General features: G+C 72.1%; 13 protein-coding genes. 6 read left to right on the top strand and 7 right to left on the bottom strand.

Translation table 11 applies throughout. From position 1 onward, the window contains the following. Positions 1–90 precede the first annotated feature (90 nt). Positions 91–909 carry an aldo/keto reductase gene (locus HHX35_RS32335; RefSeq protein WP_182902453.1) on the bottom strand — a complete coding sequence of 273 codons (819 nt, stop codon included), beginning with the start codon at positions 907–909 and terminating at the stop codon, positions 91–93. Between the two features lie 99 nt (positions 910–1,008). Between HHX35_RS32335 and HHX35_RS32330 the strand changes: the two genes are divergently transcribed. Beyond that, the gene (locus HHX35_RS32330) at positions 1,009–2,040 is read left to right on the top strand and encodes a hypothetical protein (RefSeq protein WP_182902452.1); all 1,032 of its coding nucleotides are present in this window, start codon (positions 1,009–1,011) and stop codon (positions 2,038–2,040) included. Next, entirely contained in the window at positions 2,037–3,263 is a 1,227-nt protein-coding gene (locus tag HHX35_RS32325) for a DUF6716 putative glycosyltransferase (protein ID WP_182902451.1), read from the top strand. The genes HHX35_RS32330 and HHX35_RS32325 overlap by 4 nt, the downstream gene beginning before the upstream one ends. Before the next feature lie 22 nt (positions 3,264–3,285). On the opposite strand, the gene HHX35_RS32320 is transcribed toward HHX35_RS32325, so the two are convergent. The 5 genes from HHX35_RS32320 to pulA form a co-directional block, all read right to left on the bottom strand. Beyond that, complete coding sequence (locus tag HHX35_RS32320; RefSeq protein WP_310739454.1) at positions 3,286–4,548, bottom strand: polysialyltransferase family glycosyltransferase; 1,263 nt, start codon at positions 4,546–4,548, stop codon at positions 3,286–3,288. Next, on the bottom strand, positions 4,541–5,506 hold the full coding sequence (locus HHX35_RS32315; RefSeq protein ID WP_182902450.1) for a glycosyltransferase family 2 protein: 966 nt from the start codon (positions 5,504–5,506) through the stop codon (positions 4,541–4,543). The genes HHX35_RS32320 and HHX35_RS32315 overlap by 8 nt, the downstream gene beginning before the upstream one ends. Continuing rightward, positions 5,503–7,581, bottom strand: a complete 2,079-nt coding sequence (locus tag HHX35_RS32310; protein WP_182902449.1) for an N-acetylneuraminate synthase family protein — start codon at positions 7,579–7,581, stop codon at positions 5,503–5,505. The genes HHX35_RS32315 and HHX35_RS32310 overlap by 4 nt, the downstream gene beginning before the upstream one ends. 124 nt (positions 7,582–7,705) lie before the next feature. Further along, positions 7,706–8,995, bottom strand: a complete 1,290-nt coding sequence (locus tag HHX35_RS32305) for a sensor histidine kinase (RefSeq protein ID WP_396781285.1) — start codon at positions 8,993–8,995, stop codon at positions 7,706–7,708. A gap of 289 nt (positions 8,996–9,284) precedes the next feature. Continuing rightward, on the bottom strand, positions 9,285–15,062 hold the full coding sequence (gene pulA / locus HHX35_RS32300; RefSeq protein ID WP_182902447.1) for a pullulanase-type alpha-1,6-glucosidase: 5,778 nt from the start codon (positions 15,060–15,062) through the stop codon (positions 9,285–9,287). A 121-nt stretch (positions 15,063–15,183) separates the two neighbouring features. Between pulA and HHX35_RS32295 the strand changes: the two genes are divergently transcribed. After that, a complete protein-coding gene (locus HHX35_RS32295) occupies positions 15,184–15,828 on the top strand; it encodes an amino acid-binding protein (RefSeq protein WP_240808735.1) in 645 nt (214 codons plus the stop codon). Between the two features lie 5 nt (positions 15,829–15,833). Here HHX35_RS32295 and HHX35_RS32290 read toward each other — a convergent pair whose 3' ends face one another. Continuing rightward, positions 15,834–17,108 carry an ABC transporter ATP-binding protein gene (locus tag HHX35_RS32290; RefSeq protein ID WP_182902446.1) on the bottom strand — a complete coding sequence of 425 codons (1,275 nt, stop codon included), beginning with the start codon at positions 17,106–17,108 and terminating at the stop codon, positions 15,834–15,836. 314 nt (positions 17,109–17,422) lie between these two features. Between HHX35_RS32290 and HHX35_RS32285 the strand changes: the two genes are divergently transcribed. From HHX35_RS32285 to HHX35_RS32275, 3 genes are read left to right on the top strand one after another with little or no spacing between them, the layout of a single operon-like run. After that, positions 17,423–18,718: an extracellular solute-binding protein gene (locus HHX35_RS32285; protein ID WP_182902445.1), complete on the top strand. Its 1,296-nt coding sequence runs from the start codon at positions 17,423–17,425 to the stop codon at positions 18,716–18,718. A gap of 3 nt (positions 18,719–18,721) precedes the next feature. Next, positions 18,722–19,684: a carbohydrate ABC transporter permease gene (locus tag HHX35_RS32280; protein ID WP_182902444.1), complete on the top strand. Its 963-nt coding sequence runs from the start codon at positions 18,722–18,724 to the stop codon at positions 19,682–19,684. Next, entirely contained in the window at positions 19,681–20,544 is an 864-nt protein-coding gene (locus tag HHX35_RS32275) for an ABC transporter permease subunit (RefSeq protein WP_310739452.1), read from the top strand. Before HHX35_RS32280 ends, HHX35_RS32275 begins: the two co-directional genes overlap by 4 nt. Positions 20,545–20,569 lie beyond the last annotated feature (25 nt).

The raw sequence follows: 20,569 nt of genomic DNA, 5'->3' as shown, positions 1-20,569 counted from the left end.
CTCATCAGGGGAAACGTACGCAGCGTGACCGCGTGACCGCACCGCGTCCGTTATGGGAGAGACTCTGGTGAATCCTCCGCCGCCGGCCGGTCAGCCGAGGGTGGCGGGGTCGGGGCCGAGACGGCGGCCCTCGTCGAGACCGTTGATCGCGACCATGTCCTCCGGGCTCAGCGCGAAGTCGAAGACCTCGATGTTCTCCTTGATGCGCGACGGCGTCACCGACTTCGGGATCACCACGTTGCCGAGCTGGACGTGCCAGCGCAGCACCACCTGTGCGGCCGTCTTGCCGTACTTCGCGCCGATCTCGGCCAGGACGGGCAGGTCGAGCAGGCCCTTGCCCTGCCCGAGCGGGCTCCACGCCTCGGTGGCGATGCCGCGCTCGGCGTGCAGGCCGCGCAGTTCCCGCTGCGCGAACTGCGGGTGCAGCTCGATCTGGTTCAGCGCGGGGATCACATCGGTCTCGGCGAGCAGGCGCTCCAGCGTGCTCACGGTGAAGTTGGACACCCCGATGGCCCGCACCCGCCCGTCGGCGTACAGCTTCTCCAGGGCCTTCCACGTCTCGACGTACCTGTCCTGCTTGGGCGCCGGCCAGTGGATCAGGTACAGGTCGAGGGTCTCCAGGCCGAGCCGCCGCATGCTGGCGTCGAAGGCGCGCAGCGCCTTGTCGTAGCCGTGCTGGTCGTTCCAGAGCTTGGTGGTGACGAACAGCTCCTCACGGGGGACGCCCGAGGCGCGCAGGGCGCGGCCGACGCCCTCCTCGTTGCGGTACAGCCTCGCGGTGTCGATGCTGCGGTAGCCGTACTCCAGGGCCGTCGCCACGGCCTTCTCGGCCTCGTCGTCGGCCACCTGCCACAGACCGAAACCGAGCTGGGGCATCCGCACATTGTTGTTCAAGGTGACCACGTTCATGCCTCCCATGCTGCCGTAATGCCCCGAGAAGATCCCTTCGGGGTCTGTTCACCGGGTGTTCCCGTCGTCGTCGTGTCGGGCGGCTAGGGTGAGCGCGTCGTGAACGTTTCTTTACGGGGCGTGGAGAACGAGGGACGGCGCCACGCCGCCGAGCAGGGGCAGGCCGTCGCGTGGGTGGAGTCCCCCCTGCAGCTGCTGTGCGTCGTCGAGGCGCACCACGCGGGGCTCCTCGGGACCGTCACCACGGTGGTGCCGCGGGCCGGGCTGCCGGCCCTGCGGCTGACCCGCCGCGAGCTCGAGCGGCTCGGGCTGCCCGAGGGGCTGGAGTTCGCCGAGCCGGCCGAGCGGGTTCCCCGGCCGGGCCGCGTGTGGGCGGTGGGCGACGCCTTCTCCGGGCGCGTCCAGCTCGCCCTCGTCACGGCCCTTCCCGGCCGTACGGTGCTGGTGGACGACGGGCTGGCCACGATCCGCCTGCTGGAGCTGCTGGTCGCGCGGCGTCCGCTGCTGCGCGCCCGAGGAACCCCGGGCCTCGGCCGCAAGGTGCTCGCGGCGGCCGCCGGGTTCCGCCTGCGCACCCGCAGACCCACGGTGTTCACCGCGCTTCCGGTGCCCACCGGCCTCGCCGAGGCGGTGGAGGGCACGGGCGCGCGGCTCGTCCGGCACGACTTCGCCTGGCTGCGCGCCCAGCCCGCCGACCGGCCGCCGCCGGAGCGCACCGTCGTGCTCGGCACCTCGCTCGTACGCAACGGGCTCATCCACCGCGACCGCTACCTGCGCTGGCTGGAGCGGATCGACGAGCCCGTCGCGTACTTCCCCCACCGGCGTGAGGATCCCGGGGACCTCGACCGGGTGCGCAGGATCGCCGGGCTGACCGTGTACGACGCCGGGGCGCCCGCCGAGATGACGCTGCGCGACCTGCGGCCGGACCAGCGGGTGCTGAGCCTGCCGTCCACCGCGGTGACCTCGCTGCGCGTCCTGCTGTCGGCCCGGGGCGTACGGGTGGAGTCCGTGGACGTGCCGGAGGACTGGTGGACGGCCTCGGCCGCCCCGTCGCTGCGCTCCCACCTCCAGCTCTTCGCGCACGAACCTCATCAGCCCCACACGCACGATCCCGGAAAGGTCGCTCCTTGACCCGTCTGCTCGCCGTGGCCGACTCCGACTCGTATCTCAAGTGGGCCGCCGGCCTGCTCGACGCGACTCCGGAGGACTGGGTCACGGATCTGGCCGTCGTCCGCACTCCCATCACCCCCTCGGCGGCGCAGATCGCCGCCGCGGTGAGCGGCACCCGCACGCAGGGCGAGGGGCTTCCCCCGGTCCTGCCCGCGCGGCAGTTGCGTCGGGCCGCCGAACGGTTCCGGCCCGACGCCGTGCTGCTGGCCTGCACCGGGCCGGTGGTCGACGCGCTGGCGGCGGAGACGCTGGCCGGGCTGCGGCCCCGGCCGGTGCTGGTGTCGGGGCTGCCCGGCATCTCGGTGCCCGCGACGGAGAAGGCCTGGCTGTTCCGCAGCGGCTGCGACCTGTTCGTCGTGCACAGCGGCCGGGAGGTCGCCGAGTTCTCCGAGATCGGCGCGCGGCTCGGCGGGGGAGGGGCGGTGGCGCTGGCCCGCCTGCCCTACCTGGACCTCCTGCCCCGCGAACCGGCCGCGCACGACACCGGGGGCGTGCGCGACCGCGTCGTGTTCGCCACCCAGGCCAAGGTGCCCAGGCGGCGCGAGGAGCGGGAGCGGATCCTGCTCGCCCTGGCCGCGCTCGGGCGGGCCCGGCCCGACCTGGACGTGGTGGTCAAGCTGCGGGCCCGCGACGACGAGCGGCAGACGCACAACGAACGTCACCACTACGAGCGGCTGTGGACCGCGATGGAGGCCGAGGGCCGGGTGCCCGCGGGCGCCGTGCGCTTCGCCGCGGGCCCGATGCACGAGCACCTGAGCCGCGCCGCCGGATTCGTCACGGTCAGCTCGACGGCCGCGCTTGAGGCGATCGCCGGGAACGTGCCGCTGCTCGTGCTGTCCGACTTCGGGGTCAGCGCGGAGATGATCAACCTGGTGTTCGAGGGCAGCGGCTGCCTGGGCACGCTCGACGACCTGGCCAAGGCGGACTTCCGGGTCCCGGCCGAGGAGTGGTGCCGGGCCAACTACTTCCACGACTCCTCGGCCAGCGACTGGACCGGCCGCGTCGCCGCGCTGGTCGCCGCGGCCCGCGCGGGGACGCTGGAGCCGGGCCGCTCGCTCCTCGACGGTCCCGAGCATGCCGCCGCCCGCCGCCGCGCCCGGCTGCGCCTGGAGGTGCCGCCCAAGGTCCTGCGGTACGGCTACCGCGCCAAGCGGCGGATGCGCCGCTACCTCAAGGCGTTCTGAAGCGGCCCCCGCGCCGGCCCGATCAGCGGGACAGCAGGCGGCGCAGGCGCGCCTGCGGACGGGCCGGCGCGGGGGCCGCGCGTTCGATCAGGCCGAGCGACTCCAGCCTGCGCTTCTTGAAGTAGCGCGCCGGTCCGTGGGCGCCCACGTAGGCCGCCGCGGTCTCGCGCAGGCCGGGGTGGGCCCCGCTCTGCATGCAGTAGCCCACGGCCGCCACCAGGGCGGTGAGGTCGGCGGCGGGCGGCTCGGTGACCGTGCCGTCGGCCTCCAGCCGGGGCAGCGCGGCGTCCACGATCGTCGCCGGGATCCGGTTGCCGTTCTCGTACGGCGTGAGCCGTTCGAGCACGAGATCGGTGCCGGTGGCCGCGACCGGCAGGCCGAACAGCCGCCGCGCGGTCACCAGCGCGGTGGAGAAGCACCCGGCGACCAGTTCGGGGCGGTGCGCGGCGAAGCACGCCTCTGCGGGCGTCGTCTCGGGAGCCACGAGGAGGTCGACGCCCAGCTCCGCGGCGATCGGCCGCAGCTCGCGGGCGTGCCGCCGCCCGGCGGCGGGGTGCGGCTTGAACAGCACGGTCCGGTGGCCGCGCGCCGCCAGCCCGCGCAGCATGTGCTCGTGCAACGCGGCCTCCTCGGCGGCCGTGACCAGGCCGAGCGCGGACAGGTACTGGCCGAGGACGACCGCCTCGGCGCGGGGAACGGCCTCGGCCGCCTCCGCCACCCGGCCCACCACGCGTGCGAACGACGCGTCCCTCAGGGCCTCGGCCGGCACCCCGTGCTCGGCCAGGAGCAGGGGCGCCAGGCCGGGGACGAGGTCGAGGTGGAGCAGCCGGGCGATCCGGCCGGCGATCTCCTGGGGGAGCGGGTCGCGGGTCGGCCCGTAGCTCATGAGGCCGTCGGAGTAGACGGTGATCGGGCAGTCCTTGACCAGGCCCGCGAGCGTACGCGACGGGGAGACCGCGATCGACTCCAGGACCAGCTCGTCCGGCTCGCCGATCAGGTCGCGCAGCAGGCGGCCGAGCATGGGCGTCTCGATCGAGCGGGGCTTCCAGTCCGACGGGTGAAGCGGCGCGATGATCTCGTTCCAGGACAGGACGCGGTCGAACCTGTCGCGCAGCGCGGCGAACCCCGGCGCCTCGTCCAGCGCCGGGGTGACCTCAGGGATCGCCGCGTTGTTCGACACGAGGAGGACCCGGCCGCCGTCGCGGAACCGCCCCTCGTCGATCGCGGCAGCGAGCGTCATCGCGCCGAACAGCGTGGAGGCGTAGAACAGCGTGGAGTCAGGCACGCGGCCCTCCTGTCGTGTGGGGGCCCGGTAGGTAGGAGCCGAGCAGAGCGGCCCGCTCGGGCTCCAGCCCGCCGATCGCCTCGGTCAGCGCCTCGTGGGGCAGCCGGGCGAGCGCCGCCCGCGCCCGCTCGTCGAACCGGGCGCGTAGGGCCGGGGTGAACCGGTCGGCCAGCTCCACGTGGTGGGCGAGCAGCGCGCACAGGTTGCGGGCCGCCTTCGGCAGGTAGCGCGGCTCGGCCTCGTCCAGCACGATGTCGTAGGCGTCGAAGAAGTGGAGCTGCCGCTCGTCGCCGATCTGCGTGAGCGAGGCCGCGACGCCCCGCCGGTAGAACACCCCGGCGAGGGAGACCACGGCGTACGACCGGGCCAGGCGGTGCAGCCGCCAGATCCACGGGCGGTCCTCGGCGGTGTGCAGCCCGGCGGGGAAGGTCAGCAGGTCGTCCAGCTCGCGCCGGTAGATCCCCGCCCAGGCGTAGGGGTAGTCGACCATCGTCTTGAAATCGGCCGGCAGGATGCCGTCGCGCGGGTCCAGCACGACGCCGCGGCGCGGCTGCGGCGCCCGGTGCGTCTCCCGCCTGCGGCCCTCGACCTGGACGTGGTCCACGCGCACGAAGTCGCACCCGAGCCCGTCGATGGCGGCGACGAGGCGGGGCAGGTAGCCGGGTGCGAGCCAGTCGTCGGCGTCGAGGAAGGTGACGTACCGGCCGGCGGCCAGCTTCAGCCCGGCGTTGCGGGCGCCGGCCAGGCCCAGCGGCACCGGGTTGCGGACGACCGTGAGCCCCGGCAGGTCGCGCCGGAAGTCCTCGACGACCTCCGGCGTCGCGTCCGCCGAGCCGTCGTCCACGACGACGACCTCGGTATCGAACTCGGGTGTCCGGTTGCGCACCAGCGACGTGAGCGCGTCCCCGAGGTACGCCTCGCCGTCCCGGACCGGCACGACCACGGAGAGAGTGATCATGCCGTGGCGCGGCGCAGGCGGGCCCGGGGGGCCTCCTCGCCCGGGTAGACGCGCTTCACGCCGTCGCCGAGTGCGGTCTCGATGATGCGGATGTCGCGGACCAGGTGCTCCAGGCCGGTGGGCTCCAGCGAGGCGGCGTGGTCGGAGCCCCACATCGCCCGGTCGAGGGTGATGTGCCGCTCGACGGTCACCGCGCCCAGCGTCACGGCGGCGAGCGAGATCTGCAGCCCGCGCTCGTGCCCCGAGTAGCCGACCGGCACGCCATACCGCTGCTGCAGCGTGGTGATCATGCGGAGGTTGGCCTCCTCGGGCGGGAGCGGGTAGGTGGAGGTGGCGTGCATCATCACCAGGCGCTCGGTGCCGAGGATCTCCACCGCCGCGTCGATCTCCTCGATCGTGGACATGCCGGTGGACAGAATGATCGGCTTGCGGGTGGCGGCCAGCGCGCGCAGCAGTTCGTGGTCGGTCACCGAGGCCGAGGCCACCTTGTGCGCGACGACGTCCATGTCCTCCAGGAACTCCACCGACGGCACGTCCCAGGGTGAGGCGAACCAGTCGACGCCGCGCTCCTCGCAGTACTTGGCGATGTGGGCGTACTCGTCCGCGCCGAACTCGGTGCGGATCTTGTACTCCATGTAGGTCATCTCGCCCCACGGCGTCTGCCGGATCTGGTCGCGCTGCTCGAGCGGCACGCAGATCTCCGGGGTGCGCTTCTGGAACTTGACGGCCTGGCAGCCGGCGTCGGCGGCCACGTCGATGAGCTTGCGGGCGATGTCGACGTCGCCGTTGTGGTTGATGCCGATCTCGCCGATCACGTACACGGGCTGCCCGGGGCCGACCAGCGACCGGCCGATCCGCACCGGCCGCGGCTGCCCGAGGTGGCGGGGCACGCCGACGGGTGCGGGGGCTTGGACCGTCTCCAGCGCGGTGGCCGGGCGGGCCGCGAGCACCCGGTCGGACAGCTCCCGCACGGCTCCGGCGCCCCCGGGGGCCGACAGCACGACGCGGGCGGCGGCGCGCACCCGGGGGTGGGCGTCGGGCACCGCGACCGGCCAGCCGACGATCGCCATGCAGGACAGGTCGTTGACGTCGTTGCCCACGTACGCCACCCGCTCGGGAGCCAGGCCCTCGGCGGCCAGCCATTCACGCAGCGCGACGTCCTTGGCGCCGAGGCCCTGCACCACCGGCACGCCGAGCTTGGCGGCGCGGGCGGCGACGACCGGGTTGCGCTCGGTGGACAGCACGAGCACCTTCACGCCGGCCCGGCGCAGCAGCGCGATCCCCATCCCGTCGGAGCGGCTGACCGCGACCATCTCCCGGCCGTCGGAGTCGACGAACGCGCGGTCGTCGGTGTGCACGCCGTCGAAGTCGGTGACGACCGCGTCCACGTCGATCGGCAGCGGCTCGTCCACGAACGGCGCGAGCGCCCGTGCGATCTCCAGGTCCTCGGGGGTGTCGATCTCGACCGCGTGGCGGGCGGGCACCGGCTGGACCGCGACCCTGCCGAAGAAGCGGTGGCCGCGCTCGCGCAGGCCCTCCGTGCGCATGACGTAGAACGCGCCGGTCTCGCGGAAGTGGGGCTCGCGGTCCTGGCGGCGCGGGCGCACGGCCGGGTCGTGGTTCACCCCGTGGCCGGCGCCGGTCCAGACGAACTCGTAGGTCTCGGTGCCGGAGAAGACCGAGTCGGCCTCGCCGTCCAGCACCTTCGCGACGGCGGCGTCGAGGTCGCGGGGATCGAGGAACGCGCTGGTGCACTGGACGAGCACGACGATCTCCGGCTGCTCGCCGGAGCTCTCGGAGGGGATCTCGGACAGGGCGTGCAGCACGGCGGACTCGCTGGAGGCGGTCGAGCCGCTGAGGTCGGCGGGCCGGCGCACGACCCGCGCGCCCGCGGCCTCGGCCACCTCGGTGATCCGGTCGTGGTCGGTGCTGACGACCACCTCGTCCACCAGCTCGGCGCGCAGACAGGCGTCCACCGCCCGGGCGACGAGCGGAACGCCGCCCACCTTCTCCAGGTTCTTCAGGGGGACGCCCACGGAGCCTCCACGGGCGGGGACGACAGCCAGCACTCGCACGAGTGACTCCTCTACCTGCGACTTCGGGAACCCGTGTGACCCAAGGGGGCCGGGGTGTCCCGAAAACTAGCCAGCAGGTCCTCCAGTTGGGGGTTACTGGGCTGAACGACCAGGGGCGCGGTCCTTAACTTTGGGTGTCGCCGGACGGGTCGGCGCCATCGGGGGCGGGATCGTCCGCGGTGTCCGGGGCCAGCGGCAGCGTGATCACGAAACGCACCCCGGGCTCGCCGTCCGTGACGTCCTCGACCCGGATGGAGCCGCCGTGGGCCTCCACCACCTCGCGGGCGATGGCCAGGCCGAGGCCCGTGCCGCCCCGGTCGCGGCTGCGCGCCGCGTCGGTGCGGTAGAACCGCTCGAAGATCCGCTCGCGGTCCGCCTCGGAGATCGGCCGGCCGTCGTTGCGCACGTAGAGGACGGCCGCGTCCTCGGTGCGCGCGACCCGCACGCAGACCACGCTCAGCGCGTGCCGCTCGGCGTTGTCGAGCAGGTTCGCCACCACCCGGGCGAGGTGGCGGCGCATGCCCCTGACCGTCACCCCCGGGGTGTTGTGGAGGTGGGTCGGCAGCCGTTCCGGCCGCCGCTCGACCTCGGCGACGACCAGGTGGGACAGGTCGACATCCTCCCGGGCGGTCTCGGGAACCGTGGGGATCCGCGCGAGCAGGAGCAGGTCGGCGACGATCGCCTCCAGGCGCTCGGTGTCGCGCAGCGCGGCGCAGACCGCCTCAACGGTGTCCTCGGGGTGGAGCCGAGCGCTCTCCAGCTGGGCCCGGATCCCGGCGATGGGGGTGAGCAGTTCGTGCGAGGCGTCGGCGGCGAACTGCCGCTGCCGCTGGATCGAGGTGTCCAGCCGGGACAGCGCGTCGTTGGCCGCCTGGGCCAGCCGGGAGAACTCGTCGTCGCCGGGCGGCTCGGGCACCCGGCCGCCGGGGTTCCTCTCGGTGATCTCGGCGAGCTCCGACCGGATCGCCTCCACCGGCCGCAGCGCGCGGCCCGTCACCTTGTAGGCCGTCCAGCCCGCGAGCGCGGCGAGCAGCAGGGCCGCCAGGAGCAGCGTCGGCAGCGTGAAGGACGTGTCGAGGATCGCCGGGGCCGCCCGGCCCGCGTAGACGAGGTCGGAGCCGGACCCCGGGGAGACCCGCAGCACCGTGATGTAGAGGCAGTCGCGACCGGCGGGCGAGCAGGCCGTCGTCTGGGTGACCTCGCGGTCGGGGGCCGGGCGTAACGGGCTCAGGCGGGGCACGTCCCTGGCCGCCGCGCTCTCGGCGACGACCCGGCCGTCCGGCCCCGCCACCTCGATCAGGTCGATGTCGTTCCCGCCGGTCGGGATGGGGTCGCGCAGGCGCCCGTCGCGGATCTGCGTGGCGACGTTGGTGGCGGTGTCCAGGCTCCGGTCCCAGATGCGGTCCGCGACCATGTCGCGGACGAGTACGTGCACCACGATCGCGAGCGGGATCAGCAGGATCGCCGCCGTCCCGGTGGCGAGGAGTGCCAGCCGGGCTCGCAGTGAAGGGGAGCGCCTGGGGAGGAGCATTACCCGAGGTTACTGATGGTCATCTTTAGGGAAACTCGCGACAGCGAAAAGCTCGCCCCAAAGTTGCCCAAAGTCTCTTAATGAGTGCAACCGGGCGCGGGGGTGCCCGCCCGCGCCCGGCGCCACTCCTGAAGCGTCCCTACGGCGTCCCTACGGCGTCCCTACGGCGTCCCTACGGCGTCTCGGTGAACACCGCGACCGTGCGGGCGGGCACGGTCAGCGTGCCGGTCGCCCCGTCCGCCGACGCCTGCCGGACCACCGGGTCGTCCGACGCCGCCTGCACGGGGTGCAGCGCGACCCGGGCACCCTTCAGCGCGGGCACGGCGGGTGCGGCGGTCTTCCCGGTGGCGTTGAACACCACGTAGATCGCCTTGTTCGCGGCATCGACGCCGGTGGCGTCGATGCGCATGACGATCACGCCGGGGGTGCCGGACGGCGGGAAGGAGACCCGCCTGCCGATCTCGGCGGCGGAGCCCAGCGAGAAGGCGGGGGAGGAGGAGCGGATCCGCAGGAACTCACCGAACCTCGCCCTGGCCGCCCCGATCGCCGCGCAGCCGGGCCGCAGCGCGGGGTCGGCCAGCAGGGGCCGCGCGTACGGCCAGCGCGCCTCGTTGTCCTTCGCGGGCGGCAGGCCGCCGCCGAAGCCGTTGCCCTGGCGGCAGTCCCACAGCAGGCGGTTGAACCAGTCGCCCGAGTCGTAGGAGTTGCGGTCGAGCGACTTCGACCGCAGCCGCTCGCTGCCGGCGTGGACGAACGCGGTGCCCTGGCCGAGCAGGACCGTCGCCAGCGACAGCGACTGCATCCTGACCCGGTCGGCCATCGGGGTGTCCCCGGGCAACTTGAAGGCGAGCGCGTCGAACAGCGTCTCGTTGTCGTGGGCGTCGACGTAGGTCACCGTGTCGCCGGGCACGGCGGCGTATCCGGCGGGGCTGCCGTTGTAGTCGACCTCCGAGCCCTTGACCGGCGTGCCGGACGACCCAATGAACGTGAAGTCGCGCAGGTTGCCCGCGAGTCCGAGCTTGATCAGGTCCTCGTAGTGCGCGAGCCGGTCGTCCTGCGCGGAGTCGGCCAGCCCGGAGCCGAAGCCCCGGACGCCCGGGTCCGCGTCGAACGGCGTGCCGCCGCGCACGGCGTCGCGCAGCCGGTCGCTGAAGGTGCCGATACCGGTGCCCGCCATGCCGGCCTGGGTGGCCTGCTCGAACCGGGCGCCGTCGGCCACCTCGCCGAAGTTCCAGCCCTCGCCGTACAGGATGATCGACTTGCCGTCCACGCCGTCCTTCTCGGGCGTGAGCGCGTCGAGGGCCTTGCGCACGGCCAGGATGTTCGCCTTCGGGTGGTGGCCCATCAGGTCGAACCGGAAGCCGTCGACCTTGTACTCCTTCGCCCAGGTGACGATCGAGTCGACGACGAGCCGGCCCATCATCGCGTGCTCCGGGGCGGTGTTCGCGCAGCAGGTGGAGGTGGCCACCGTGCCGTCGTCCATGAGCCGGTGGTAGTAGCCGGGGACGACACGGTCGAGCACGCTGGTGGGGTCCTGCCCGGCGGCGTGGGTGTGGTTGTAGACGACGTCCATGACCACTCGCAGGCCCGCGCCGTTGAGCCCCGCGACCATCTCGCGGAACTCCTTGATCCTCCGGTCCGGGTCGGTCGCGTACGAGCCCTCGGGCACGGTGTAGTGCAGCGGGTCGTAGCCCCAGTTGAACGAGTCCTTCGCGGCCGTCTCCGCGACGCACGCCTGCTGCCGGTCGGAGTCCGGCGGCAGCGCGGCCAGGTCGCAGCCGGGCTCGGTGCGGTCGGCCTTCCGGTCGGGCACGGTGGCGAAGTCGAAGGCCGGCAGCAGGTGGACGTGGGTCAGCCCGTCCTTCGCCAGGCTCCGCAGCTCGGTCATCCCGGCGCTGCCGGTCTCGGTGAACGCCTTGTAGGTGCCGCGCTCGGCGGCCGGCACGGTGGTGTCGGAGGCCGAGAAGTCGCGCACGTGCAGCTCGTAGATCGACGCCCGGTCCTGGCGCACCGCCGGGGGCTTCCTCAGCGCCGTCCACCCCTCGGGCCGCAGCGACCGGTCGTCCAGGTCGACGATCCGGCTGCGCCCCGAGCCCGCCGAGACCGACAGGCTGTAGGGATCGGTCACCTCGTTGGTCACGATCTTCCCTGCCGCCGGGGCGTAGACGGTGACGAGGTAGGTGTAGTACCTGTCCCGCCACGACGCCGGGCCGTCGACCGACCACACGCCCGTCGCGTCGTCCCTGCGCATCCGGTGGACCGTCCTGCGATCGGTGGACGGGCCGTCGTAGAGGGCCAGCTCGACCTTCTGGGCGGTCGGCGCCCACACCGCGAGCCCGCCGCGGCCGGTGGGGCCGAGCGGGACCTTTGCGGCCCCGGCGTACAGGTCGTCGAGCACGCCGGGGATCTGCACGCCCGTGGCGGTCAGCAGCGCGCCCGAGGGCCCGCGCTCGATCGCCACGACCTGGCCGCGCAGCGCGTCGCGCACGAGGCCGGCGTCGCGCGGGTCCACCTTCAGCGCGCCGTACGCCGCCAGATGCGGCCACGCGGCCTTCTGGGCGTCGGTGAGCGTGCTGGGCTCGTCGGAAGCACGGGGCGCCAGCCGGATGAGATGGACGTCCCCGGTCAGGTCGCCCTTGTCGTACGCGATGTCGCCCTTGGGGGAGTAGGCCAGCGCGTAGTGGTTCGCCGCGGCGACCTCGCCCTTCCAGGCGACCGTGTCGCGGTCGATCCACTGGGCCGTGGCCTTGGACAGGTCGGCGTCCGCCCCGGTGGCCGCGGGCTGCGGCAGCAGGTATCCGTCCACACCTGACAGTTTCCACACCTCGTGGCCGGTCACGCCGAGGTCCAGCGACTGGTCGGCCTGCTGGTCCTTCTGATCGCCCTTGTGGATGATCCACCCCAGCGTCTTCGCGTCCTGTTCGAGCGGCACCTCGAAGTACACGCCGAAGGCGTCGGTCCCGGCCGGCTCGAGCGGGTCGCCCCACTCGACCGAGCCGGACGCGTCGCCCCAGAAGTGCAGGCCCCAGCCGCCGTAGTCGCCGTCCGCCCGGTGGTAGTGCAGCACGGCGACGTTCCGCGCCGCCGCCGCGCTGCCGTGGATCGCCGTCCCGCCCGAGTTCACGTACGCCTCTGGCTGCCTGGCCGGCACGAACGACTGGTCGGGCCCGGGGTCCTTCGTGTCGCCCTTGTGGATGATGTAGTTCAGCGACGCGTCGGCGTTCTTCAGAGGCACCCGCCAGAAGGCCCCGAACGCGTCGGTCCCGTCCGGCGGTCGCGGGGAGCCCCACTCGGTGCCCGCGCCGTCGGCGAGCGCGTCACCCCACAGGTGCAGGCCCCAGCCGTCGTACGCGCCGTCGGGGCGGCGGTAGTGGACCGTGGCGTACCCTTCGGCGGCGGCCCGGGAGGCGTAGACGTCCGGCCTGCCCTCGACGAGCCACACCTCGTCCGTACGCGCCGGGTCGACCATCCGGTCGCCCTGGTCCTTGGTGTCACCCCTGTGGGTGATCAGGCCGACCTCGGTGGCCCCCGGCTTGAGCTTCAGCCAGGCGAAGCGGCCGAACGCGTCCTCGCCCTCGAAGGCGACCGGCGATCCCCACTCGACCGTCTGGTCGATGTCGCCCCAGGCGTGCAGCCCCCAGCCGTCGTAGTCGCCCCCGTCGCGCCTGTAGTGGACCACCAGGTGGTCGCGCTTGACCGCGCCCGGCTCCTCCTCCGCGGGCTCCGGCCCGGCCGTCGCGGTCGCCGTGGCGCCCGCGTAGCGGCCCGCCGCGTCCTTGACGACGGCCTTGTACGTGAGCGGGGTGCCCTCGGGCACGCTGGTGAGGTCGTGGAAGACGCGGTAGGTGTGGCCGTTGGGGGCGTCGTCGGTGCCGAGCACCCGCCACGGCGCGTCCCCCGCCTTGGCGGCGAAGGTGACCTGCGCGAACCCGTCGCCGGGCACCTCGGCGGAGATCGCCACCCGGCCGTCGCCGGCCGTGCCGCGCAACGTCGTGCCGGGCAGCGTGAGGGAGATCCCCGGCGCCCCGGCCGGGGCGGCCAGGGGCTTGTCCGCGCGGTAGACGACGGCCGACAACGGCGGCACGGTCACGGACAGCTTCCCGTCGGCCGTGCCGGTGAGCCTGCCCGTCCCGCCGTAGATCTGGGTGAAGGACGCGCCGGGGGAGTACGTCGGGATCTGGACGGTCTCGGCGGCCGCGCCGTTGTTGAGCGCCACGACGAACTCGACCCGCTCCTTGGCGGCGATCCGGGAGAACGCGAACACCTTCCCGCTCGCCAGCCGCACGGTCTGGGCGCCGTCCGCCAGCGCGGGATAGCGGTCGCGCAGCCGGGCCAGTTCGGCGATCGAGGTGTAGAGGGGATGGGTGGTGACGAAGTTGGCGGTCGCGTGGGTGGCGGTGGTGCCGATGAGATCGTCGTCGAGGTAGTCGGCCGTCTTCGAGGCGAACATCGGCTGCCGGGCGTCCTTGTCGCCCCCGCCGCCGGTGAAGCCCTGCTCGTCGCCGTAGTACACCACCGGCTGGCCGCGGGTCAGGTACATGAGCTGGTGGGCCAGGCGGTCGCGGGCGAGCAACGTGGCGTCGCCGGCCGAGGGGTCGTCCTGCTTGAGGAAGTACCCGATCCGGCCCATGTCGTGGTTGCCGAGGAACGTCGGCAGGGACGAGGCGTTGGAGTCGGCGTCGGTGAAGTAGTCGTCCGCGGCGTACAACCTGCCGAGGCTCGCGGCGTCGCCACCGCTCGCGTACGAGCGCGCCGCCTCCTGGAAGCCGAAGTCCAGCGTGGCGTCGAGCGTGCCGGTGGTGGTGTAGCGGCTCTCGAACGCGGGGTCGGAGCTGTAGACCTCGCCGAACATGAAGAACCTGTCGTTGCCGAGCTTGGCGGCGTAGCCGTGCAGGGCGGGCGCGAAGCGCTGCCAGAACTCCATGTCGACGTGCTTGGCGGTGTCGATGCGGAAGCCGTCGATGCCGGTCTCCTTGACCCACGTCTTGTAGATGTCGGTCATGCCCTTCACGACCTCGGGCCGCTCGGTCCACAGGTCGTCGAGGCCGGAGAAGTCGCCGTACTCGGAGCTCTCCCCGGAGAAGGTCGAGTCGCCCCGGTTGTGATACATGGTCGGGTCGTTCAGCCAGGACGGCACCTTCGACCTGGCCGTCACCACCGGCGTGTACGGGAACGACTCGGCGGTGACCTTCGGGAAGTCGTCGCGCAGGGCGTAGTCGCGGTCGTCGAAGGCCCGGCCGGAGGCGTCCACGTAGGGGTAGGCGGCCTTGCCGCGATAGCCGTACGTCTTCTCCGCGTAGTCGATGAGATCGGCGGTGTGGTTGGTGATGATGTCGAAGAACACCTTCATGCCGCGCTTGTGCGCCTCCTTGACGAGGCTCTTCATCTGCGCGTTGGTGCCGAGGTGCGGATCGATCCTGGTGAAGTCGGTGATCCAGTAGCCGTGGTAGCCGGCACTGGCGTTCGCCCCCGTGCCCTGCACGGGCCGGTTCTCGAACGACGGCGTGAGCCAGATGGCCGTGCTGCCCAGGCCCTTGACGTAGTCGAGCTTCCCGATCAGGCCCGCGAGGTCGCCGCCCTGGTAGAAGCCCTTGTCCGCGGGGTCGAAGCCGGTCGTCAGCCGGTCGCCGGACAGCCCGCCCCGGTCGTTGGAGGGGTCGCCGTCGGCGAACCGGTCGGTCATCGCGAAGTACAGTCGCTCGCGGGACAGGTCCGAGCGGAGGGCGTCGCGGGCGAGTTCGGCGTCGGACGGCGCGCCGGTCGCGGCGGTGACGGCGGTCGTGGCGGTGACGGCGGTCGTGGCGGTGCCCGCCGTGACCGTGCCCGTGGCGACGGAGGCCGACGCCGCCGGGGCAGGCGGCAGGGGGAAGGCGATGAGCGCGGCGGCGAGTGCCGTGACGGTGGACAGCGCTGTGGGCACGCGCGTACGCCGGTGCTGGGGGGTCACCATGGCCCGGAAGCTACTGTCGGGCCCCGGACCGTGCAAGACTTTGCTGCAACTTCCAGAAACATTGCAGCCATTCCGTGACCCACCGGCGTAACAGCCGCGAAACGTGTGTCCGACACTGTTGGTGTCGCACGAGAAGGAGGTGGTGGGGATGCTGCTGCGGCTGCGGGTCTCGCTCCCTGACCGGCCCGGGGTGCTCGGCCAGGTGGCGCGCGCGTTCGGGGTGATGGGCGCGGACATCCTGCAGGTCACCGTGCTGGAGCGGCAGGCGGGCCGCGCGGTCGACGACTTCACCGTCTCCTGGTCGGGCGTCTTCGAGCCCGGCGAGCTGCGTGAGCGGATCGGCGTGGTCCCCGGCACGCGGGTGGAGGCCGTGTGGCCGACCCGGGAGGTGCCCGGCTCGACCCCCGACTACGACCTGCTCGGCCACGTCGCCGCGGACCCCGACCGGGCGTACGTCACCCTCGTCGACGCGGTGCCCGACCTGGTCAGCGCCGAGTGGGCGGTGGGGGTCGACTCGGCCGACGGCACGATCGTCCACGGAAGCTGGCAGGCCCCCGAGAAGGTGCCCGCGGCCGACCTCACCCCGCTGCGCGCCTCGGCGTTCGAGGAGGGCGGGCTGCACCTGGCGAGCGTGCCGATGGACGGCATCCACCTGGTGGTGGCGCGTTCCCAGGGACCGGCGTTCCACCGGGCCGAGCTGGACAAGATCGCCCGCCTGGTGGGGATCGTCTCCGTGCTGGCCGGCGGCGTCAGCCGTACCGCCTGACGGTCCTACCGGCGCGGCGGGTCGATGCGGGTGCCGTCCATCGTGAACAGCATGAGCCGGGAGACGTCGACGGCGACCCGGCCGGCGTCGCCCGCGCGCCATACGGGCCGGTTGCCGAGCCTGACGATCAGGTCCGCGCGGCGGTGCGTGCCCGACTGCGAGAGCGGCGGCGGCTGCTCCTCCTCCTCCGCCGGGACCGAGCCGTTCAGCAGGCGGCGCATCATCGACCGCGCCCTGCCGCCGCCTCCCGCGCCGTTCAGCTGGCGGCGGTCCGGCGGTTCCGGCACGTTGACGGCCGGGATCCCGGCCTCCAGGTAGGCGAGCCACTCGTGGCCGTGATACTCCAGCGTCCTGACCCGGCCGAAGAACGTCGGGCCCTCCGTACGCTCCGGCACCGGCACCAGCCCGTCCGGCCGGATCCCCACGATGATCTGCATGCCGGTGTGCTGCGACACCGCGTACGCCCGTGGATCGGTCCAGGGCATCGTGATCTGATGAGGGCCGAAGTCGAGCATGATGAACTGGTTCTGCGGGGTGCGCACGGTCGCCGCGAGCAGGTTGAGCTGCTGGGAGTTGAGGAACGCGGCGGTGAACGCGGTCGCGGGGTCGTTGTAGACCTGCGCAGGGGTGCCGATGTCCTGCAGCACGCCCCGGTTCATGATGGCGATGCGGTCGGCCAGGGTGAGGGCCTCGACCTGGTCGTGCGTCACGTAGATGGTGGTGACCCCGAGGGCGCGCACCAGCGACGAGATCTCCATGCGCAGCTCGGTGCGCATGCCGGCGTCCAGATTGGACAGCGGCTCGTCCATCAGGAAGAGGGAGGGCTGGCGCACGATCGCGCGGCCCATCGCGACGCGCTGGCGCTGGCCGCCGGACAGCGTGCCCGGCCGCCGGTCGAGCGTCTCGTCGATGTGCAGCGCGCGCGACAGTTCGACGACCCGCTGCTTGACCATCGTGGGGTCCGCCTTGGCGATCTCCAGCGGGAACGACAGGTTGCCGCGTACCGTCCGGTGGGGATAGAGGGCGCCGTTCTGGAAGACCATCGCGACGTCCCGGTCCCGGGGTGCGAGGTGGTTGGCGAGCTGCCCGCCCAGCCACAGGTCGCCGGAGGTGATCTCCTCCAGGCCCGCGATCATGCGCAGCAGTGTGGACTTCCCGCAGCCCGACGGCCCGAGCAGGACGAGGAGTTCACCCTCGTCCGCGCGCAGGTTCATGCGGTCGACCGCGAGGTACCCCCCCGGGTAAATCTTCGTCACGTTGTCGAGGACGACGGTGCTCATGCGCGCTCGTTCCTCCCGGGCAGGCACGCCCGGATCCCCAGCCTTCGGTGTGAATGATGAGGTAGTACATCGCGTCGCGGGCACTCGTGTCCATACGTGTCGTGAAAGATCCGGCATCTACGTGCAACTTCTCGTTACTCCTAACTTTCCCCTTGCTAAAGACGGCTGTCAGGGTCGCGCCGTGACCTCCCTCGCGCCCCCCTGTGAGGCGTCAAATGTAACGAAATTGCTGAAAGTTTCTGTAAGGCCTTTCATCCCCTTCGCACCCCTGTTACGTTCCGCTCAAATCCCCCTGAGCAAGGAGTGCGACGCAGATGAGGCGAGTCCTCACGTCCGCGGCGGTGGCCGCGGCGCTCGCTTTGGCGGTCACCGCCTGTGGCGACGGTTCCGGCGACGCCGGATCGGCCCCGGCCAAGAGCGCCGCCCCCGCCGAGGTGACCGGCACGGTCACCTGGTGGGACACCTCGGACGCCACGACCGAGGGCCCGGTCTTCCAGGAGATCATCAAGGACTTCGAGGCCAAGTACCCGAAGATCAAGGTCAACTACGTCAACGTGCCGTTCGCGAACGCGCGCGACAAGTTCAAGACCGCCGCGCAGTCCGGGGCGGGCGCGCCCGACGTGCTGCGCACCGACGTGGGGTGGGTCGCGGAGTTCGCCTCGCTCGGCTACCTCGCGCCGCTCGACGGCACCCCCGCGGTCGACAAGCCCGAGGAGTTCCTGCCCGTCCCGTCCGCCAGCGGCAAGTACAACGGCAAGACGTACGGCGTGCCGCAGGTGACGGACACCCTCGGCCTCCTGTACAACAAGGAACTACTGAAGAAGGCGGGCTACGACGAGCCTCCGGCCACGATGGCCGACCTCAAGAAGGTGGCGCTCGACGTCAAGTCGAAGACCGGAGCGGGCGGACTCGCCCTGAACGTGGACGCCTACTTCCTGCTTCCGTTCATCTACGGCGAGGGCGGCGACTTCGTCGACGTCCAGAACAAGAAGATCACGATCTCGTCCCCGCAGAGCGTGGCGGGGGTGAAGATCGTCGAGGACCTGATCACGTCGGGCGCCGCCGTCAAGCCGGCGCTGCAGGACAGCTACACGAACGCCGAGACCGCGTTCAAGGACGGCAAGGTCGCGATGATCTTCAACGGTCCGTGGTCGAACGCCGACAACCTCGGTGGCAAGGTGTTCAAGGACAACCCGGACAACTTCGGCGTCGCCCCGGTCCCGGCCGGCTCGGCGAAGGCGGGCTCGCCCCTGGGCGGCCACGACTACACCGTCTACGCCGGTTCCAAGAACCTCGACGCGTCGTACCTGTTCGTCCAGTTCATGGACAGCGCGGAGAGCCAGGCAAAGATCGCCGGCAAGCTCGGCCTGCTGCCGACCCGCCAGCCCGCCTACAGCGCCTCGGAGGCCACGGCCAACCCGAAGATCGCCCAGTGGCAGAAGCCGATGGAGACGGCCGTCGAGCGTCCCTGGATCCCCGAGGCCGCCTCGCTGTTCCAGCCGCTGGTCGACGGCTACCAGAAGCTCGCCGGCGGGCAGACGACGACCGAGCCCATGCTCAAGGACGTCGCCACCGCCTACCAGGGCATCCTCAAGGGCTGGAGCCTGTAGGACATGACGGCTGACGTCGTCGCGACGAGAAGGGCCGCGCCCCGTTCCGGGGCGCGGCGCCTCCTGTCGCGTCACTGGTACGCCTGGGCGATGACCGCGCCGGTCGTCATCGTGATGCTGGTGCTGGTCGGCTACCCCCTCGTGCGGGGCGTGTACCTGTCGCTCACCGACGCGACCGAGGCCACCATGGGCCGCACTATCGGGATGAACGTCATCCCGTCCACCTACGAGTTCGTGGGCCTGAAGAACTACGCCGACATCCTCACGTCCGCGGAGTTCCTCGGCCGGCTGACCTGGACGGTCGTGTGGACGGTCGTGTGCGTCGCCCTGCACGTGGGCATCGGCCTCGGCCTGGCGATGCTGCTGAACCGGCCCATGCGGCTGCGGTCGCTCTACCGGATCCTGCTCGTGCTGCCCTGGGCCGTGCCGGCCTTCGTGTCCGCCTTCATCTGGCGCTACCTGCTGAACGGCGAGTTCGGCGTGGTCAACGCCATGCTGCGGGCCGCGGGGTTCGCCGGGATCGCCTGGCTGGACGATCCGTTCTGGGCGAAGGTCTCGGTGATCGCCTGCAACGTGTGGCTGGGCGTGCCGTTCATGATGCTCGCGCTGCTCGGCGGCCTGCAGGCCATCCCGCGCGAGCTGCACGAGGCCGCCGAGGTGGACGGCGCCACGCCGTGGCAGCGCTTCCGCCACATCACGCTGCCGGGCCTGCGCCCGGTGTCGAACACGGTCGTCCTGCTCGGCACGATCTGGACGTTCAACCAGTTCCCGGTCATCTTCCTGCTGACCAAGGGAGGACCGGGCGGAGCCACGGAGATCCTCGTGACGTACGCCTACCGCCAGGCGTTCGAGGGCATCAGGAACTACTCGGGCTCCGCCGCCTGGGGCATGGTGATCCTCGCGCTGCTCGTCGTGATGGCAACGGTCTACCGGCGCGCGCTCAGGCAGCAGGGGGAGGCGTGGTGAGCCGGGCCGCCCCCGCCGGCGCGTGGAGCCGCGACAGGCGCAGCCCCGGCAAGTCGATCGCCCTGCACCTCACGCTGATCGCGGCGAGCATCGTGTCGGTGTTCCCGGTCGCGTGGCTGGTGCTGACCTCGCTCAAGCCGCGGACGGTCATCGAGACCGCCTCGGTGGCGCCGATCGACCACCCCACGCTCGCCAACTACACGCAGGTCCTGGGGGAGACCCGGTTCCTGACGTGGGCCGCGAACTCCGTCGTCGTCTCGCTCATCACGGCCGTGCTCGGCGTGCTGCTGTCGGCGACCACCGGCTACGCGGTCAGCCGCTTCCGCTTCCCGGGCTTCCGTTCGGTGATGTGGATGCTGCTGATCACGCAGATGTTCCCCGTGGCGATCCTGATCGTGCCGATCTACAACCTGATGGCCGGGCTCGGACTGATCAACCAGTTCCCGTCCCTCGTCGTCGCCTACCTCACCTCCACCGTGCCGTTCTGCGCGTGGATGATGAAGGGCTACTTCGACACCGTCCCCGTGACGATCGACGAGGCGGGCCGGGTGGACGGCCTGTCCCCCTTCGGCACGTTCTGGCGGCTCATCCTGCCGCTGGCCAAGCCCGGCCTGGCCGTGGCCGCGTTCTACTCGTTCATCACCGCCTGGGCGGAGGTCGCGTACGCGACCGCGTTCATGACGGGCGACGACAAGTACACGCTCGCGGTCGGCCTGAGCCAGTTCGTCGGCCAGCACAAGGCGGAGTGGGGCCTGCTGACGGCCTCGTCGGTGCTGATCGCCATCCCGGCGGCCGTCGTCTTCCTGCTCGTCCAGCGCCACCTCGTCACCGGCCTGACGGCCGGCGCGACGAAGGCGTGACCCTATATGAGAATCGGGGGATCCC

It is taken from the genome of Microbispora sp. H10830 (assembly GCF_014161375.1).
Taxonomy (GTDB): Bacteria; Actinomycetota; Actinomycetes; order Streptosporangiales; family Streptosporangiaceae; genus Microbispora; species Microbispora catharanthi.
This window is presented reverse-complemented; position numbering and strand designations above follow the sequence as displayed.

Coding starts and splice junctions, on each gene's coding strand:
- HHX35_RS32335 (WP_182902453.1), bottom strand. CDS start 909: ATGAACGTGGTCACCTTGAACAACAATGTGCGGATGCCCCAGCTCGGT.
- HHX35_RS32315 (WP_182902450.1), bottom strand. CDS start 5,506: ATGATCACTCTCTCCGTGGTCGTGCCGGTCCGGGACGGCGAGGCGTAC.
- HHX35_RS32305 (WP_396781285.1), bottom strand. CDS start 8,995: ATGGTCGCGGACCGCATCTGGGACCGGAGCCTGGACACCGCCACCAAC.
- pulA (WP_182902447.1), bottom strand. CDS start 15,062: ATGGTGACCCCCCAGCACCGGCGTACGCGCGTGCCCACAGCGCTGTCC.
- HHX35_RS32290 (WP_182902446.1), bottom strand. CDS start 17,108: ATGAGCACCGTCGTCCTCGACAACGTGACGAAGATTTACCCGGGGGGG.
- HHX35_RS32285 (WP_182902445.1), top strand. CDS start 17,423: ATGAGGCGAGTCCTCACGTCCGCGGCGGTGGCCGCGGCGCTCGCTTTG.
- HHX35_RS32280 (WP_182902444.1), top strand. CDS start 18,722: ATGACGGCTGACGTCGTCGCGACGAGAAGGGCCGCGCCCCGTTCCGGG.